Origin of the sequence: Roseomonas sp. CECT 9278 (genome assembly GCF_918698155.1) — a bacterium.
Classification (GTDB): domain Bacteria; phylum Pseudomonadota; class Alphaproteobacteria; order Acetobacterales; family Acetobacteraceae; genus Neoroseomonas.
On record NZ_CAKKLX010000003.1, the window covers coordinates 106,464 to 124,339 of the forward strand.

Consider the following 17,876-nt stretch of genomic DNA (forward strand, 5'->3'; position numbering starts at 1 on the left):
ACGCCGGAAAGGAGACCCCCGATGCGCCGCTTCGCCGCCGCCGCCGCCCTGGTTCTCGCGACACTCATCGCCACCCCTGCCGATGCCGGGGATTACCGCCGCCATGGTCCCGGCTGGGGCCATGCGCCGTCCTGGCACCATCGCCCGCCGCCGCCGCCGCGGCACTGGCACCGGCCCTATCGCCACGGCCCGTCCTGGCATGGCTGGCGCCAGGAACGCCCGCGCCACGGCTGGGACCATCGCCGGCACGCCTGGGGCCCGCATGACCGCTGGTGAGGCCGCCACGGCCGTCGCCCCGCGCCACGGCGCCGGGCGGCGGCGCCGCGACGATCCATGCCGCGGCAGGCACCGCGCCGCCCCGCCCAAACCTGCGGCGGGCCGCCATCTTTCATCCTTTACCCGTTCGTGCGATCCAGCAGGCCAGCCTGGCGTGGCGCGCGGATGTTCGCCGCGCGACCGAATGCAACGGCCGGTCGCTGGCGCGGGGGCGCCGGCGCGCGCAGGATGCGCGCCTGGCCGGGGGGAATGGAGGGGACCAGCCTGATGTCCGCTACGGCGCGCCGCGCCCTGCTGCTCGGCGCATGTGCGTTGCCCGCGGTCGGACGGCCGGCCCGTGCCTGGCGGCCGGGCGGCCCGCTGCGCCTGGTCGTGCCCTTCGCCGCGGGGGGCGGCAACGACACGGTGATGCGCGCCCTGGCGGATGCCGCGGAGCCCGCGCTCGGCCAGGAGATCGTGATCCAGAACAAGCCCGGCCGCGCCGGCATGGCGGCGATCGCGGCGTTGGCCACCGCGCCGCCGGATGGACGGCTGCTGGCGCAACTGCCCGCGGCCGCGCTGCGCACCGCGTTGCTCGAACACCTGCCCTTCGAGATCCCGAACGACATCACCCCGCTGCTGGGCGTGGCCGGCGCCGCCTTCGGCGCCATCGCCAAGGCCGGCCGCTTCCCCGATGGCTGGGCCGGCTTCCTGAGCGAGGCGCGCGAGAAGCCTGGCGTGCTGTCCTATGGCAGTTCGGGCGTGAATTCGAACGGCCACCTGACCATGGCGCGGCTGCTGCTGCGCGAACGCGTGCAGGCGGTGCACGTGCCCTTCCGCGGCGCGCTGCACGGCGCCCGCGCCCTGGCCGCCGGCGATGTGGACGTGATGGCCGGGCCGGTGCGGATCGGCACGCTGGTCGATGACGGCGAGGCCGCCTGGCTGCATGTCTGGAGCGCGCAGCGCCTGCCGCGCTGGCCCACCGCGCCGACGCTGCGCGAACTGGGCTATCGCCTGACCGTGACGGCGCCCTTCGGCATCATCGCCCCGCCGCGCCTGCCGGACCCGATCGCCGAGGCGCTGCGCGACGCCTTCCGCGCCGGCATGCGCGACGAGGCCTTCCGCGCCGCGCTGGATCGCAACGACATGACCGAGGACTATCGCGAGGGTGCGGCCTATGGCGCCTTCCTGGCGGAATCGGCGCGCATGGAGGAAATGCTGATCGGCCGGCTGGGGCTGCAGCCGTGACGGCGGGTGCGCCGCCGGATGCGCGCGGGCCGGCGGGCGCTATGCCGGATCTGCGCGCGCTGGAGCGCGCTTTGCCAGACGTGCGCGCGCTGGAGCGCGCTATGCCAGACGTGCGCGCGCTGGAGCGCGCGACGCTCTCCACCGTGCCCGCGCCGCGCATCGCCTTCGACGGGCCCTTCGTGGTGCGCGCCTTCGCCGGCGGCACCGGGCGCGCCAATGCCGCCTCCGCGATCGACCCCGCGCCCGATCCCGACCTCGCGGCGCGCATCGCGCGGATCGAAGCGCGCTACGCCGCGCTCGGCCTGCCGCCACGCTTCCGCGCCACGCCGCTCGACCCCCCGGGCCTGGGCGCGCTGCTCGCCGCGCGCGGCTATGTGGAGAAGGACGAGACGGTCATCCTGGTCGCGCCGATCGGCGCCATCGCCGCTGCCGACCCCGCCGCCACCGCGCTGCCCGCGCCGGACGCCGACTGGATGGCGGTGACCGCCACCGCGGAACACCAGACCCCCGCGCGCCGCCAGGAAAAGCAAGGCACGCCGGCCCTGCTGATGGTGCCCGGCGCCTGGATCACCCTGCACGAGGACAACGCCGCCGCCGCGGTGATCTCGGTCGTCGCGGCGGGCGATCTGGCCGGCTTCTTCGACCTGGCGGTGCCGCCCACCCATCGGCGCCGCGGGCTGGCGGCACGGGCGGTGCGCGCCGCGGCGCATTGGGCGCAGGCGCAGGGCGCCACCTGGCTGTTCTGCCAGGTGGCCGCGGCCAATGCGGCGTCGCTGGCGCTGAACACCGGGCTCGGCATGACCGAGGCCTATCGGTATCGCTACCTGGTGCGCGCGCAGGATGCCGTGCCGGCGCTGCGCTTCGGCTGACCGACCGCCACCGGATGCGCCCGTCCGCGCAACCCGGCCGGCGGCCGCACCGCTGCGCCGCAGCAAAACCGCGTGCGCCTGCCACCGGAACGGCTACGATGCGCGCAGAACGTCCCGGAGCCGCACCGCATGCCACGACACCCCGCCCCGAAGCGCGCCAACGGCTACAACAAGAAGGTCGCGCTGGTGCTGCAGGGGGGCGGCGCGCTCGGCAGCTACCAGGCCGGGGTCTATGAGGCGATCGCCGGGAGCGACTACCTGCCCGACTGGGTCGCCGGCATCTCGATCGGCGCGATCAACGCCGCGATCATCGCCGGCAATGCGGAAGCCGACCGCGTGGCGAAGCTGCGTCGCTTCTGGGAGGTGGTGACGACGCCGCCAGGCTGGCCGGACCTCGCCTTCGGGCGGCTGCCCGGCGCGCGGCGCCAGGCCGCGGCCACCAGCGCGCTGCTGTTCGGCCAGGCCGGCTTCTTCGCGCCGCAGCCGCCCACCGCCTGGTTCGCGAAGCCGCCGCCGACCAGCTACTACGACACCGCCGCGCTGAAGGGCACGCTGGAAGCCCTGGTGGATTTCGACCGCATCAACCACGCCACCGGCACGCGCCTGTCGGTCGGCGCGGTGAACGTGCGGACCGGCAACTTCGCGTATTTCGACAGCGCCGAGATCCCGCTGCGCGCCGAGCACATCATGGCGAGCGGCGCCCTGCCGCCCGGCTTCCCGGCCATCGAGATCGACGGCGAGCACTATTGGGATGGCGGCCTGGTCTCGAACACGCCGCTGCAATACGTCATCACCAAAAGCCCGCGCCGGTCGCGCCTGACCTTCCAGGTGGATGTGTTTCCCGCCCGCGGCCGCCTGCCCACCACGCTCGAGGAAGTGGCCGAGCGGGAGAAGGACATCCGCTACAGCAGCCGCACCCGCGCGGCGTCGGACATTATCCGCTTCACGCACGACCTGCGGCACAACATCAACGCGCTGATCGAGAAACTGCCGCCCGAGCTGCGCGACACGCCCGAGGCGCATTTCCTGTACAATTTCGGCTGCGTCACCACGATGGATGTCGCCCAGCTGATCTACCGGCCCGAGCAGGACCAGGGCCAGTCCAAGGACTACGAGTTCAGCCGCGCGACCATGGAGGATCGCTGGGCGCATGGGCGGGAGGATGCCCAGGCGACGCTCGATGCGGCGCCGTGGCTCGCGCCCATGCCGCCCGATGTCGGCGCGCGCACCTTCGATGTCACCGGCGACCGCCTGCGCGCCCTGGGCCGGCGCGAGCACGCCTGAAAGCGCGCCCCGGCCCGGTCACCCGTTCCGGCGGACGGATGCGGGTGGCAGGGTGCTGGAGCGGGCCAGCGCCGGCCGTCACCCACGGTCTTCGACCCCCCACCCCATCCGAGGAGCCTTCGCATGACCCCCGACGAGGTCCGCCGCCGCGCCTTCGCCATGCCGCTGACCAGCCCGGCCTATCCGCCCGGCCCGTACCGCTTCGTCAATCGCGAGTTCCTCATCATCACCTACCGCACCGATCCCGAGGCGCTGCGGCGCGTGGTGCCCGGGCCGCTCGAATTCGACGAACCGCTGGTGAAGTACGAATTCATCCGCATGCCCGACAGCACCGGCTTCGGCGACTACACCGAAAGCGGCCAGGTCATCCCGGTGCGCCTGGGCAGCCAGAAGGGCGGCTACGTCCATGCCATGTTCCTCGACGATGAATCGCCGATCGCCGGCGGGCGCGAATTGTGGGGCTTCCCCAAGAAGCTGGCCAAGCCGGTGCTGCGGGTGGAACAGGACACGCTGGTCGGCACGCTCGACTACGGCAGCGTGCGGATCGCCACCGGCACCATGGGGTACAAGCATCGCGCGGTGCCGATGGACAAGCTGCAGGCATCGATGGCCGAGCCCGGCTTCCTGCTGAAGGTCATCCCGCATGTCGATGGCACCCCGCGCATCTGCGAACTGGTGCGGTACTTCATGACCGATGTCGTGCTGAAGGGCGGCTGGAGCGGCCCCGCCGCGCTGTCCTTCACGCCGCACGCGATGGCACCGGTGGCGGACCTGCCGGTGCTGGAGGTGGTGTCCGCGACGCATCTGGTGGCCGACCTGACGCTGGCGCTGGGCGAGGTGGTGCACGACTACCTGGCCGGCTGACCGGCGCCGCCACGGCGCCCGCCAGCAGATCCCGGTCGGATGGACCCGTCCGATCGGGTAGGGATGCTGCTGCGGACAAGGGTCCGGCGGCATTGCAGCGAGCCAAGGCGAGCGCAAAGGCCTCCAGGCCCGCCGCCCAACCGGAGGACACCGCCATGGCGAAGAACGAGGACTGGCAGAAGGGCGACGCCGTGCGGCGCAGCCTGATGGGCTCCGCCACGGTCGAGCGCATGGCCCAGGGCGTCTATGACGACCCGATCATGGAGGCCTTCGGCGACTATGCGCGCGAGGCGGTCTTCGCGAAGCTCTGGGCGCGTCCGGGGCTCGACCTGAAGACGCGCACGCTGATCTGCGTGATCTCCGACACCGCGACCCATGCCTGGCCGGAACTCGCGATCCACCTGCGGATGGCGCGGCGCGCCGGCTGGTCGGAGGAGGAATTGTCGGAATCGCTGCTGCACCTGTCCGGCTATATCGGCCTGCCCTCGGTGCGCGAGGGGCTGATCGTGGCGCGCGCGGTCTTCGCCGAGATGCGGGGCGAGCCGGAGGGCGGGCTGGGCGCGTAGCGGCGCCGGCTCTGGTCGCCGCCGCCGCGGGGTCCTAGGCTTCCCCGCGGGCAGGGACGCGGGACATGGATTGGCAAGGCGGCGGCTGGGAGCTCGACATCCTGGTCACGGGATATCCGGGCAAGGCGGTGCTGCACGGGGGCCTCGGCTGGAGCACGGTGGTGCTGCTGCGCGGGCATGGGCGCATCGTCGTGCTGGATGGCGGCGGCTACGGGCTGCGCCGCCCGCTGCTCGACCACCTGAAGCAGCGCGGCATCGCGCCGGGCGACGTGACGGACCTGCTGCTGAGCCATTCCCACCACGACCATGCGGTGAACTGGCCGATGTTCCGCCAGGCACGCATCTGGCTCGGCCGGGTCGAACTGGCCTGGGCGCTCGGCGTGCCCTGGGGCGAGACCGCGGTGCCCGAGCACGCGATCGCGGCGCTGTCGCAGTGGCCGACGCTGCGCCTGGTGGATGACGGCGAGGAGGTCCTGCCGGGCATCACCGCGCATCTCTCGCCGGGCCACACGCCCGGCCACCTGATCTTCGTCATCGCCGGCGACGGCCAGGATTGCGTGCTGCTGCAGGACGCGGTGAAGAACCGTGTCGAACTCACCACGCGGCGCACCGACATGACCTACGACCCGGCGGTCAGCCGCGCGACGATCGACATGGTGTGGGAGATCGTGCGCGCGCGCCCCGGCTGCCTGCTGGTCCCGGGCCATGACCTGCCGATGGTGGTCGAGAACGGCGTGCCGCGCGCGATCGGCCGGCAGCAGGCGGCGATCCGCGGCTGGTTCGGCGCCACGCTGGACGACACGACGCGCTTCGACCTCGCGCCATCCGCCCAAGGAGCGACGCCATGAACCAGGCCACATCCCTCGCCATCGCGCCGGTCCAGGGTTCGGTCAGCGCGGCCGAATGGCAGGCGCGCGTCGACCTCGCGGCCTGCTACCGGCTGTGCGAGCGCTACGGCATGTCGGACATGATCTACACCCACATCACGGCGCGCGTGCCGGATGCGCCGGGGCAGTTCCTGATCAATCCGAACGGGCTGCTGTTCAGCGAGATGACGGCGTCATCCCTGCTGAAGGTGAACGAGGACGGCGAGGTGCTGTACCGCCCCGACCTGCCCTATGGCCTGCATCCGGCCGGCTTCACCATCCATTCGGCGATCTATCGCGCGCGGCCCGATGCGGCGGCGGCGATGCACACCCACACCATCGCCGGCATGGCGGTCAGTGCGCTGAAATGCGGGCTGCTGCCGCTGACCCAGACCGCCACGCGCTTCTACGGTCGTACGGCGTATCACGATTTCCGCGGGCCGGAGCGCGACCCGTCCGAGCGCGACCTGCTGGCGACGTCGCTGGGGGCGCTCAGCTACTGCATCCTGCGCAACCACGGCCTGCTGACGGTCGGCGAGAGCGTCGCCGAGGCCTTCATCGCCATGTGGGGCCTGGAACGCGCCTGCCAGGCGCAGCTCGCCGCCATGGCCTGCAACACGGAACTGGAAATGCCGAGCGCCGAGGTCGTGGAGAAATCCTGCTCGATGTACGCGCCGGGCAATTCGCGGACATACGGCCCGCTGGAATGGCAGGGGCTGCTGCGGATGCTCGACCGCACGGATCCCGGCTTCCGCGACTGATCGCCCGACGTCCCCCGGGGCCGCAGGCGGCGACCGCCGTGCCGCCAGCACAGCACCACAGCAGGAGCAACAGCCGCATGGCCGCGTCCAACATCGAGCGCCGCAACCGCATCAAGCCGAACTTCCCCAAGCTGATCGAGATGACGGAGCAGTACGTCTATGGCGACGTGTGGGAACGCCCGCAGCTGTCCAAGCGCGATCGTTCGCTCATCACCATCGCCGCGCTGACAGCGCTCGGCTGGACCGACCAGCTGGATGGGCACATCTCCCGCGGCCTGGCGAACGGTCTGACGCGGGAGGAAGTGACCGAGGCGATCACGCATCTCGCGATGTATTCCGGCTGGCCTTCCGCCATGACGGCGGCGCATGTCGCGACCGACGTGTTCGACGCGCAGGACAAGGGCTGACGCCATGAAGGTGGGATTCATCGGCCTCGGCACCATGGGCGCCTTCATCGCGGCCAACCTGCAGAAGGCCGGGCATGACCTGGTGATCCACGACGTGCGGCGCGACGCCGGCGCGAACCGCCTGGCCGCCGGCGCCGTCTGGGCCGACACGCCGCGCGCGGTGGCCGAGCAATCCGACATCGTCTTCACCTCGCTGCCCGGCCCGAAGGAGGTCGAGCCGGTGATGTTCGGCGCCGATGGCATCATCGCCGGGGTGAAGCCCGGCACGGCGGTGTTCGACCTGTCGACCAATTCCCAGGCGCTGGTGCGCCGCTTCGCCGAGGCGCTCGCCGACAAGGGCGCCTACGGCTTCGACGCCCCGGTCAGCGGCGGGCCGAAGGGCGCGGAGACCGGCAGGCTGGCGATCTGGGTCGGCGGCGACCGCACGGCCTATGACCGCTTCAAGCCGGTGCTCGACGCCTTCGGCGACCAGGCGCGCTACATCGGGCCGGTGGGGACCGCGACGGTCGCGAAGCTGGTCCACAACATGGCCGGCTACGCCATCCAGACCGCAATGGCGGAGGTCTTCTCGATGGGCGTGAAGGCGGGCATGGACCCGCTGGAATTGTGGGAATCGGTGCGCCAGGGCGCGCTGGGCCGCAAGCGCACCTTCGACCGGCTGGGCGACCAGTTCCTGGTCGACCACTACGACCCGCCATCCTTCGCGCTGAAGCTGGCGCACAAGGACATCTCGCTGGCGGTCGGGCTGGGGCGCGAGCTCGGCGTGCCGATGCGCCTGTGCAACCTGGTGCTGGAAGACTTCAACGAGGCGCTGAATCACCCGGGCTGGGATTCGCTCGACAGCCGCGTGCCGATGAAGATGCAGCTCGACCGCGCGGGCGTGGCGATCAAGTGCGACCCCAAGGCGGTGCAGGCGGTGCTCGACGCGGATGGCGCCACATGACCTGGAAGGTCTACGCGCTGCGCTACGCCATGCGCGATGCGCGGCGGCACGAGCACTTCATCGGCGGCGACCCGCATGACGCGCCGATGCCGATGGACTACTTCGTCTGGGCCATGGTGCGCGACGGCCAGGCCATCGTGCTCGATACCGGCTTCACCGAGCCGGTGGCCCGCAAGCGCGCGCGCACCTGGCTGCGCTGCCCGGTCGACAGCCTGCGCCTGCTGGGGGTCGACCCGGATGCGGTGGAGGATGTGGTGATCTCCCACCTGCACTACGACCATGTCGGCACCTTCCACAAATTCGCCCGCGCGCGCTTCCACCTCCAGGAAGCCGAGATGCACTACGCCTGCGGCCACTACATGAAGCACCGCAAGCTGCGCCATTCCTTCGAGGTCGAGGACGTCGCCGGCATCATCCGCATGACCTACGCCGACCGCGTGGTGTTCCACGACGGCGATGCCGAACTGGCGCCCGGCATCACGCTGCATGTCGCGCCGGGCCATTCCGCCGGGCTGCAATGCGTGCGCGTGGCGACCGAGCGCGGCCAGGTGGTGCTCGCCTCCGACGTCACGCACTACTACGAACACATGGAGACCGGCCGGCCCTACACCACGGTCTTCCACGTGGGCGGCCTGCTGGACGGCTTCGACCGGCTGCGCGCGCTGGCACCTTCGCCCGCGCATATCGTGCCCGGCCACGACCCTGAGGTGATGCGCCGCTACCCTGCCGTGCCGGGGCTCGCGGGCATCGCCGTGGAACTGCATCGCGACCCGATCGCATGACGCTGCGCGACGGCGTCTTCACGCTTGGCGACCTGCCGCTGCGCCGCGGCGGCGTGCTGCCGGAGGCGCGGATCGTCTGGCGCACGCATGGCACGCTGGCACCCGCGCGGGACAACGTGGTGCTGTACCCCACGAGCTATGGCGCGCAGCACCCGGACCTCGAATGGCTGATCGGGCCCGATGGCGTGCTGGACCCGACGCGCTGGTTCATCGTCATCCCGAACATGTTCGGCAATGGGCTGTCCTCCTCGCCCAGCAACACCGCGCCCTGGCCGACGGTGGTGACGGCGCATGACAACGTGGCGGCACAGAAGCGCCTGCTGGCCGAGGTGTTCGGCGTGGAGCGCCTGCACGCCGTCTATGGCTGGTCGATGGGCGCGCAGCAGGCCTATCACTGGGCGGCGGCGTATCCCGACGCGGTGGACCGCGCGGTGATCAACTGCGGCAGCGCGCGCACCGCCACGCACAACCGCGTGTTCCTGGCCGGCATGATGGCGGTGCTGGAAGCCGCGCCCGAATACGACGGCACGGCGCTGTTCGCCGCGCAGCCGAGCGCCGCGCTGCGGGCCTTCGGGCGGCTCTATGCCGGCTGGGCGCTCAGCCAGGATTTCTATCGCGCCGGGCTGCATGTGTCCGCGCTGGGCGCGCCGGACCTCGACACTTTCTACCGCACCGATTGGGAAGACCGCTTCGGCCGCCGTGCCGCCGCCGACCTGCTGGCCATGCTGCGGAGCTGGGATGCGGGGGACATCGCCGATGGCGGCGACCTGGTGGCCGCGCTGCGCGGCATCACCGCGCGCGTGCTGTTGATGCCCTCCGAGACCGACCTGTATTTCCGCGTGGCCGACAATGCGGCCGAACTGCCGCATCTGAAGCACGGGCGCCTGGCGCCGATCCCGTCCGTCTGGGGCCATCGCGCCGGCAACCCGGTGGCGAACCCGGCCGACGCGGCCTTCATCAAACGCGAAGTGCGCGCCCTGCTCGACGCTTAACCGGCGCGCAAGACTGCCCGGCCTAGGGTCATGGCGGACCCCGGGCCGGACAGGATGTTGGCGCCAGACCTTACCGCCCTGCGCTGCCTGTTCCTCGTCGCCATGCACCACGGGCTGCACCTGGCGCCTGAGGAACTGCCGGACGCGCAGGGGCAGGACATGCTCCCCGCCATGCTGGGCGCCATGCGGCGCGCCGGGCTGAAGGCGCGCGCGGTGACCGGGTGCGACTGGGACAAGGCGGCGCGGCTCGGCACCGCCTATCCGGCGCTGGCCACGCGGCGCGACGGGTCCTGGCTGATCCTGGTGCATGTCATGCCCGGGCCGGATGGCACGCCCATGGCCGCGGTGCTGGACCCGCTGCAGGAAGCCGCCGGCGTGCAGCTGGTCCCGCGCGCAGATTTCCTGGCCGACTGGTCCGGCACGCTGGTGCTGTGCCGCCGCGCGACGCCGCTGCCCGAACACGACCGCCCCTTCGGCCTGTCCTGGTTCCTGGCCGAGATCGTCAAGCACCGCCCCTTCTTCGCCGGCGTGGCGGTGGCGGCGATCCTGTCGAACCTGATCGCCTTCGCCATCCCGCTGCTGTTCCAGGTGCTGATCGACAAGGTGGTGCCGCACCAGGCCTGGCAGACACTGACCGTGCTGGTGCTGGTCTTCGTGCTGCTGGCGGGATTCGACGGGTTCTTCCTGTACGCACGGCAGCGGCTGATGCTGCTGGCGTCGAACAAGGTCGATGCGCGGCTGGGGTCGCGGTCCTTCGCGCACCTGCTGTCGCTGCCGTTGTCCTTCTTCGAGACCCATGCCGCCGGCGTGCTGGTGCGGCACATGCAACAGACCGAAAAGCTGCGGCACTTCCTGACCGGGCGGCTGTTCCAGACCCTGCTGGACGCCGCGCTGCTGCCAGTGCTGCTGGTGCTGCTGGCCTTCTATTCCGGGGTGCTGACGGTGGTGGTGCTGGGCTTCTCGGCGGCCATCGCGCTGGTGATCGGCGCCATGGTGCCGGCCTTCCGGCGCCGGCTGAACGGGCTCTATGCGGCGGAGGGCGCGCGCCAGGCGCATCTGGTGGAAACCCTGCACAACATGCGCGCCGTGAAGTCGCTGGTGCTGGAGCCGGTGCGCCAGCGCGCCTGGGACAACCAGGTGGCGACGGCGGTGCGCGCGCACGCGGATGTCGGGCGGATCTCGGCCTTGGGCGCCGTCAGCACCTCGGTGCTGGAACGGCTGATGCAGATCGCGGTGCTGGGGCTGGGGACCGCGCTGGTCTTCGAAGGGTCGCTGACGATCGGCGCGCTGGTCGCCTTCACCATGCTGTCGGGCCGCGTGACGGGCCCGCTGGTGCAGATCGTGACGCTGATCAACGAAGCGCAGGAGGCCGCGCTGTCCGTGCGGATGCTGGGCACGGTGATGAACGCGAAGCCCGAGGCCCGCGCGCGCGAACGCCTGTCGCGCCCGCCCATCTCCGGCGCCCTGCGGTTCGAGGACGTGACCTTCCGCTACCCCGGCGCGGCGATGCCGGCGCTCGACCGCGTGTCCTTCGCGGTCGAGGAAGGCGAGGTGATCGGCGTGGTCGGCCGCTCGGGCTCCGGCAAGACCACGCTGACGCGGCTGATCCAGGGCATCCACGCGCCGCAGGACGGGCTGATCCGCTTCAACGGCGCGGATCTTCGCACCATCGACCTCGAGCACCTGCGCCGCCATGTCGGCGTGGTGTTGCAGGAGAACCTGCTGTTCCGCGGCACGCTGCGCGACAACATCGCCGCCGCGCGCCCCGGCGCGTCGATCCCCGAGGTGCTGGAAGCCGCCCGCCTGGCCGGCGCGCTGGAATTCATCGAACGCCTGCCCCATGCGCTGGAGACGATGGTCGAGGAAGGCGCCTCCAACTTCTCCGGCGGCCAGCGCCAGCGCATCGCCATCGCGCGCGCGCTGCTCACGCGCCCGCCGCTGCTCATCCTGGATGAAGCGACCAGCGCGCTCGATCCCGACAGCGAGGCGATCATCCAGGCCAACCTGGCCGAGATCGCCCGCGGTCGATCGATGATCGTGGTGTCGCACCGGCTGTCGTCCCTGGTGCGCGCGGATTCCATCCTGGTGCTGGAACAGGGCCGCGTGGCGGATTTCGCGCCGCATGACGTGCTGCTGGGCCGCTGCGACGTGTATCGCCACCTGTGGCATCAGCAGACGCAGCACATGCGATGACCACGCGCCGCGCCCTGCCGCGCCGCCGCCGCCGCGCCCCCGGGCCGGCGCCCGAGGCCGTGCCCTTCCAGGACCCGCTGGAGGCGGTGATCGCCGAGCCCCCGCCGCGCCTGTTGCGCGGTGTGCACTGGCTGGTGGCGGCGCTGTTCGTCGCCCTGGTCGGCATTGCCGCGGTGGCGCAGGTGGATGTGGTGGTGACCGGCGCCGGCCGGCTCGCGCCCGATGCCCCGCCGATCGTGCTGCAACCGATGGAGCGCGCGGTGATCCGCGAGATCCGCGTGCGCCCCGGCGACGTGGTGCGGCGCGGCGACGTGCTGGCGCTGCTCGACCCGTCCTTCGCCGAGGCCGACCGCGCGGCGCTGGCCGCGCAGCGCGGCACCATCGCCGCCACGCTGGCGCGGCTCGATGCCGAGCTGGCCGGCCTGGCGGCGCCCGACGCCCCCGACCGCGACGCCCGGCTCCAGGCCGGGCTGCAGGCGCAGCGGGCGGCCTTCGTCGCCACCCGCCTGCGGGCCCTCGATGAGGAAATGCAGGGCCAGCGCACCGCGATCCGCGCGCTGGAGGATGCCGACGCCGCCGCCGCCGAGCAGGTGGCGATCGCCCGCGACATCGAGGCCCTGCGCGCCCGCCTGCTGGAAGGCCAGATCGGCTCGCGGCTCGCGTTGCTCGAGGCCCGGGCGCGGCGCATCGCCGCCGAACAGCAGCGCGAACAGGACCGCGCGCGGCTCGGGACGCTGCGCCACGCGCTGACGCAGAAGCAGGCGGAACGCCAGGCGTTCCTCGATGACTGGCGCCGCCAGGTGCTGGAGGAAGTCGCGCGGCTGCGGGCCGAGGCGGCGCGCGTGGACGAAGCCCATGGCAAGGCGGTGCGCCTGGCCGAGCTGACCACCATCGTGGCGCCGGCCGACGGCACCGTGCTGGATGTCGCGCGCCGGTCGGCCGGGTCCATCCTGCGCGAGGCGGAGCCCCTGGTGACGCTGGTGCCCGCCGGCGCGCCGCTGATCGCCGAGGTGGCGCTGCGCTCCGCCGATGTCGGCCAGGCCCGGCCCGGCGACGCCGCCGTGGTGAAGATCGACGCCTTCCCCTGGCAGCGCCACGGCGCGCTGGCCGGCCGGCTGCGCGCCATCGCGCAGGATTCCCGCGGCGAGGACGGCGCGCCCGCCGCCCCCGCCGGCGCGCTGCACCGCGCCCAGGTGGTGCTGGACGCGCCGGTGCTGGCCGGCGGCACGCCGATGCCGGGCATGACCGTGACCGCCGAGATCCATGTCGGCTCGCGCAGCCTGCTGGCCACGCTGCTGCAGCCGCTGATCCGCGGCGCGCGCGAAAGCCTGCGGGAGCCCTGAGCGCCTTTAACCGTTGGGCAAGCGATGCGTGCGCATGCTGCCCGCGGCACCGTGCCGACAGGACGTCCAAGCCGGTGCCCGACGTCGCCAGCCGCATCCACGGCCGGCGTCCTTTGTCCAGCACGGACAAGCACCGGCCGGAGCCTGCAATGCCCGTCATCTCGTCGCTCAACACCACGCAGATCCAGGGTCTGACGACCACGACGATCGCGGGCCTGACCACCACCGACATCCGCAGCCTGGCCGCCACGCAGCTGGCCGCGCTGACCACCACGCAGGTGGGCGTGCTGGCCACCACGCAGATCGCGGCGCTGACCACCACGCAGGTCGGCGCGCTCGAGACCACCGATGTCGCGGTGCTGACCACCGCGCAGCTGCGCGGGCTGGGCGCCACGCATATCGCGGCGCTGACCACCACGCAGGTCGGTGCGCTGACCACCACGCAGGTGGCCGGGCTCAGCGCGTCGCAGGTGGCGGGCTTCCAGACCTCCGACATCGCGGCGCTGACCACCACGCAGGTCGGCGCGCTGACCAGCACGCAGGCGGCGGCGCTGACCACCACGCAGCTGGTCGCGCTCGAGACCACCGATGTCGCGGTGCTCAGCACGACGCAGGTGCGCGCGCTGTCCTCGGCGCAGGTGGCGGCGCTGACCACCACGCAGGTTGGCGCGCTGACCACCACGCAGGTGGGGGCGCTGACCACCACGCAGGTGGCCGGGCTGTCCTCGGCCCAGGTGGTCGCGCTGAACACGACGCAGATCGGCGCCTTCACCTCGACCCAGCTCGGGGCCCTGACGCCGGCGCAGCTGCGCGCGTTCGACACCACCGACATCGCGGCGCTGACCACCACGCAGGTGGGCGGGTTGCGCTCCAGCCAGGTCACCGCGCTGACCACCACGCAGGTCGCGGCGCTCGAGACGACGGACCTCTCGGTGCTGACCACCACGCAGCTGCTCGGGATGTCGACCTCCCAGGTGGCGGCGCTGAGCACGACGCAGGTCGGCGCGCTGACCACCACGCAGGTGGCGGGGCTGGCGGCGCGCCAGGTGGCGGCGCTGGAGACCGCCGACCTCGCGGCATTGACCACCACGCAGGTGGGCGCGCTGTCCTCGGCGCAGCTCGGCGCGCTCGGCACCACGCAGGTGCGCGCGCTCGAGACCACCGACCTCGCGGTGCTGACCACCACGCAGCTGCGCGGCCTGGGCGCCAGCCAGCTGGGGGCGCTGACCACCACCCAGGTGGGGGCGCTGACCACCACGCAGGTGGGCGGGCTGACCACCACGCAGATCGCCGGGCTGACCTCCAGCCAGGTCGCCGCCATGACCACGACGCAGCTCGGCGCATTGACCTCGACCCAGGTCGCCGGGCTGTCCACGGTGCAGCTGCGCGGCTTCGACACCACCGACATCGGCGCACTGACCACCACGCAGGTGGGCGGGCTGAGCGCGACGCAGCTCGGGTCGCTGACCACGACGCAGGTGGGCGGGCTCGAGACCACCGACATCGCGGTGCTGACCACCACGCAGGTGCGCGGGCTCGGCGCCAGCCTGGTCGGCGCGCTGACCACGACGCAGGTGGGTGCGCTGACCACCACGCAGGTCGCCGGCCTGTCGGTCAGCCAGGTGGCCGGCTTCGAGACCACCGACATCGCGGCGCTGACCACGACACAGCTCGGCGCGCTGTCCAGCACGCAGGTCGGTGCGCTGACCACGGCGCAGGCCCGCGCGCTCGAGACCACCGACCTCGCGGCGCTGACCACGACGCAGATGCGCGGCCTGACGGCAGCGCAGCTGGGCGCGCTGACCACCACCCAGGTGGGTGCGCTGACCACCACGCAGGTCGCGGCACTCACCACCACGCAGGTCGGCGGGCTGTCTTCCACCCAGGTGGTGGCGCTGACCACGACACAGCTCGGCGCGTTGACCACGACGCAGGTCGGCGGCCTGACCACGGCGCAGCTGGCCGGCTTCGACACCACCGACATCGCGGCGCTGACCACCACCCAGGCCGGCGGGCTGCGCAGCTCGCAGATCGCCGGGCTGTCCACCGCGCAGGTCGCGGCGCTCGAGACCACGGACCTGGCGACGCTCACGACCACGCAGCTGCTGGGGCTGACCGCGGCGCAGGTGGCGGGGCTGACCACGACACAGGTGGCGGCGCTGACCACCACGCAGGTGGCGGCGCTGACCAGCGTGCAGGTCGCCGCCATCCAGAGCACCGACCTCGCCGCGCTGACCACGACCCAGGTGGCGGCGTTGACCGCCACGCAGATCGGTGCGCTCGTGACCTCGCAGCTGCTCGGGCTCGAGACCACCGACCTCGCGGTGCTGAGCACGACCCAGGTGCGCGGGCTGCGCGCCACGCAGCTGGCGTCGCTGACCACCACGCAGATGGCCGCGCTGACCACGACGCAGGTCGATGCCCTGACCACCACGCAGGTCGCCGGCCTGACCTCGACACAGGTCGGCGCGCTCACCTCGACACAGCTGGGCGCCTTGACCTCGACGCAGGTCGGCGCCCTGTCCACGGCGCAGCTGCGCGGGCTGGACACCACCGATATCGGCGTCCTGACCACGACGCAGGCGGGTGGGCTGACCTCGACGCAGCTCGGGTCGCTCACCACCACGCAGCTCGGCGGCCTTGAGACCACCGACCTCGCGGTGCTGACCACGACGCAGCTGCGCGGGCTCGGCTCCTCCCAGGTCGCTGGCCTGACCACCACGCAGATGGGCGCGCTGACCACCACGCAGGTCGGCGGCCTGACGCCGACGCAGCTTTCGGGCCTGACCACGACGCAGGTGGGTGCGCTGACCACCACCCAGATGGGCGCGGTCGGCACCACCGCGCTGCGCGGTCTGCTGCCGACGCAGATCGGCGCGCTGACCACGACGCAGGTGGGTGCGCTGACCACGACGCAGGTGGGCGCGCTGACCGCGACCCAGCTGGCCGGCCTGGAATCGACCGATGTCGCGGCGCTGACCACGACTCAGGTGGGCGTGCTGTCCACCACGCAGGTGGCGGCGCTGAACACCACGCAGCTGCGCGGCCTTGAGACCACCGACCTGGCCGTGCTGACCACCACGCAGCTGCGCGCGCTGGGCGCCACCATGATCGGCGCGCTGACCACGACGCAGGCGGCGGCGCTGACCACCACGCAGGTCGTCGGGCTCAGCAACACCCAGCTTGGCGGGCTGACCTCGACGCAGGTCTCGGCGCTGACCACCACGCAGCTGGGGGCGCTGACCTCGACCCAGGTGGGTGCGCTGACCACGGCGCAGCTGCGCGGCTTCGACACCACCGACATCGCCGGCCTGACCACCACGCAGGTGGCCGGCCTGGTCAGCAGCCAGGTCGCCGGGCTGACCACGACGCAGCTGGTGGCGCTGGAGACGACGGACCTCGCGACGCTCGGCACCACGCAGCTGCGCGGGCTGTCGACCACGCAGGTGGCGGCGCTGAACACCACGCAGGTGGGCGCGCTGACCACGACGCAGCTCGCGGGGCTGACCTCGGCGCAGGTGGCGGCGCTGACCACCACGCAGGTCGGCGTGCTGAGCACGACGCAGGTGGGCGGCCTCGGCACCACGCAGGTGCGCGGGCTGACCACGGCGCAGCTGGCCGCGCTCAGCACCACGCAGGTCGGCGCGTTGACCACCACGCAGATCGCCGCGGTCTCGGTGGCGCAGCTGCCGGGGTTCGAGACCACCGACCTCGCGGCCTTCACCACCACACAGATCGGCGCGCTCAGCCGCACGCTGGTCGGCGCGCTGTCCACCACCCAGGTCCGCGCGCTGGAGACCACCGACCTCGCGGTGCTGACCACGACGCAGGTCGGTGGCCTGGTGGCGTCGCAGGTGGGGGCGCTGACCACGACGCAGGTCGGTGCCCTGACCACCACGCAGTTGGCGGTGCTGACCACGACCCAGGTGGGGGCGCTGACCACGACGCAGGTCGGCGTGCTGACCACGACCCAGGTGGGGGCGCTCGGCACCACGCAGGTGCGCGGGCTCTCCACGGCCCAGCTGGCGGCGCTGACCACGACCCAGGTGGGCGCGCTGAGCACGACCCAGATCGGCGCGCTGGGCGTGACCCAGGTGCGCGGGATCGAATCGACCGACGTCGCGGTGTTGAACACGACGCAGATCGGCGCCCTGACCTCGACGCAGATCAACGCGCTGACCGGGCCGCAGGTGGCGGCGTTGAGCTCCACCGCCATCGCCGCGCTGACCACCACCCAGCAGGTCGGTCTGACCTCCAGCCAGCTGGGCGAACTGACCACCACGCAGGTGGCCGCGCTCAGCACCACGGGCGTGGTGGCGCTGACCACGACGCAGGTGGCGGGGCTGACCACGACGCAGATCGGCGCCTTCAGCACGACGCAGGTCGGCGCGCTTGAAACCAGCGACATCGTCGCACTGACCGACGAACAGGTGGCCGGCTTCACCACCACGCAGATCGACGTGATGACCACCGCGCAGGTGAACGCCCTGTTCGCCTGACGCC

Annotated in this window: 15 protein-coding genes; all 15 read left to right on the forward strand. The window is 72.4% G+C overall.

Features of this window, described 5'->3' with window-relative positions; translation table 11 throughout:
* Positions 1-21: 21 nt before the first annotated feature.
* The 15 genes from LQ222_RS03100 to LQ222_RS03170 all read left to right on the forward strand — a co-directional run bounded on the left by LQ222_RS03100 (position 22) and on the right by LQ222_RS03170 (position 17,872).
* Entirely contained in the window at positions 22-276 is a 255-nt protein-coding gene (locus tag LQ222_RS03100) for a hypothetical protein (protein ID WP_230164405.1), read from the forward strand.
* A 267-nt stretch (positions 277-543) separates the two neighbouring features.
* Positions 544-1,503, forward strand: coding sequence for a tripartite tricarboxylate transporter substrate binding protein (locus tag LQ222_RS03105; protein ID WP_230164407.1), 960 nt, complete (start codon positions 544-546; stop codon positions 1,501-1,503).
* A gap of 101 nt (positions 1,504-1,604) precedes the next feature.
* The gene (locus tag LQ222_RS03110; protein ID WP_230164408.1) at positions 1,605-2,372 is read left to right on the forward strand and encodes a GNAT family N-acetyltransferase; all 768 of its coding nucleotides are present in this window, start codon (positions 1,605-1,607) and stop codon (positions 2,370-2,372) included.
* 129 nt (positions 2,373-2,501) lie between these two features.
* Positions 2,502-3,656: a patatin-like phospholipase family protein gene (locus LQ222_RS03115; RefSeq protein WP_230164410.1), complete on the forward strand. Its 1,155-nt coding sequence runs from the start codon at positions 2,502-2,504 to the stop codon at positions 3,654-3,656.
* Positions 3,657-3,779: 123 nt separating this feature from the next.
* Positions 3,780-4,520, forward strand: coding sequence for an acetoacetate decarboxylase (locus LQ222_RS03120; protein ID WP_230164412.1), 741 nt, complete (start codon positions 3,780-3,782; stop codon positions 4,518-4,520).
* Positions 4,521-4,675: 155 nt separating this feature from the next.
* The gene (locus tag LQ222_RS03125) at positions 4,676-5,086 is read left to right on the forward strand and encodes a carboxymuconolactone decarboxylase family protein (RefSeq protein ID WP_230164414.1); all 411 of its coding nucleotides are present in this window, start codon (positions 4,676-4,678) and stop codon (positions 5,084-5,086) included.
* 65 nt (positions 5,087-5,151) lie between these two features.
* On the forward strand, positions 5,152-5,934 hold the full coding sequence (locus tag LQ222_RS03130) for an MBL fold metallo-hydrolase (protein ID WP_230164415.1): 783 nt from the start codon (positions 5,152-5,154) through the stop codon (positions 5,932-5,934).
* Positions 5,931-6,713: a class II aldolase/adducin family protein gene (locus LQ222_RS03135; RefSeq protein WP_230164417.1), complete on the forward strand. Its 783-nt coding sequence runs from the start codon at positions 5,931-5,933 to the stop codon at positions 6,711-6,713. The genes LQ222_RS03130 and LQ222_RS03135 overlap by 4 nt, the downstream gene beginning before the upstream one ends.
* A 77-nt stretch (positions 6,714-6,790) precedes the next feature.
* The gene (locus LQ222_RS03140; protein WP_230164419.1) at positions 6,791-7,120 is read left to right on the forward strand and encodes a carboxymuconolactone decarboxylase family protein; all 330 of its coding nucleotides are present in this window, start codon (positions 6,791-6,793) and stop codon (positions 7,118-7,120) included.
* 4 nt (positions 7,121-7,124) lie between these two features.
* Positions 7,125-8,063: an NAD(P)-dependent oxidoreductase gene (locus tag LQ222_RS03145; RefSeq protein WP_230164421.1), complete on the forward strand. Its 939-nt coding sequence runs from the start codon at positions 7,125-7,127 to the stop codon at positions 8,061-8,063.
* Positions 8,060-8,845, forward strand: a complete 786-nt coding sequence (locus tag LQ222_RS03150; RefSeq protein ID WP_230164422.1) for an N-acyl homoserine lactonase family protein — start codon at positions 8,060-8,062, stop codon at positions 8,843-8,845. Before LQ222_RS03145 ends, LQ222_RS03150 begins: the two co-directional genes overlap by 4 nt.
* Positions 8,842-9,837 (forward strand): alpha/beta fold hydrolase, encoded by a 996-nt coding sequence (locus tag LQ222_RS03155; RefSeq protein ID WP_230164423.1) that lies wholly within the window; start codon positions 8,842-8,844, stop codon positions 9,835-9,837. The genes LQ222_RS03150 and LQ222_RS03155 overlap by 4 nt, the downstream gene beginning before the upstream one ends.
* A gap of 57 nt (positions 9,838-9,894) precedes the next feature.
* Entirely contained in the window at positions 9,895-12,030 is a 2,136-nt protein-coding gene (locus LQ222_RS03160; protein WP_408906404.1) for a peptidase domain-containing ABC transporter, read from the forward strand.
* Positions 12,027-13,373, forward strand: a complete 1,347-nt coding sequence (locus tag LQ222_RS03165; protein ID WP_230164425.1) for an HlyD family type I secretion periplasmic adaptor subunit — start codon at positions 12,027-12,029, stop codon at positions 13,371-13,373. The genes LQ222_RS03160 and LQ222_RS03165 overlap by 4 nt, the downstream gene beginning before the upstream one ends.
* Positions 13,374-13,522: 149 nt before the next feature.
* Positions 13,523-17,872 (forward strand): S-layer family protein, encoded by a 4,350-nt coding sequence (locus LQ222_RS03170; RefSeq protein ID WP_230164426.1) that lies wholly within the window; start codon positions 13,523-13,525, stop codon positions 17,870-17,872.
* The last annotated feature ends 4 nt before the right edge of the window (positions 17,873-17,876 follow it).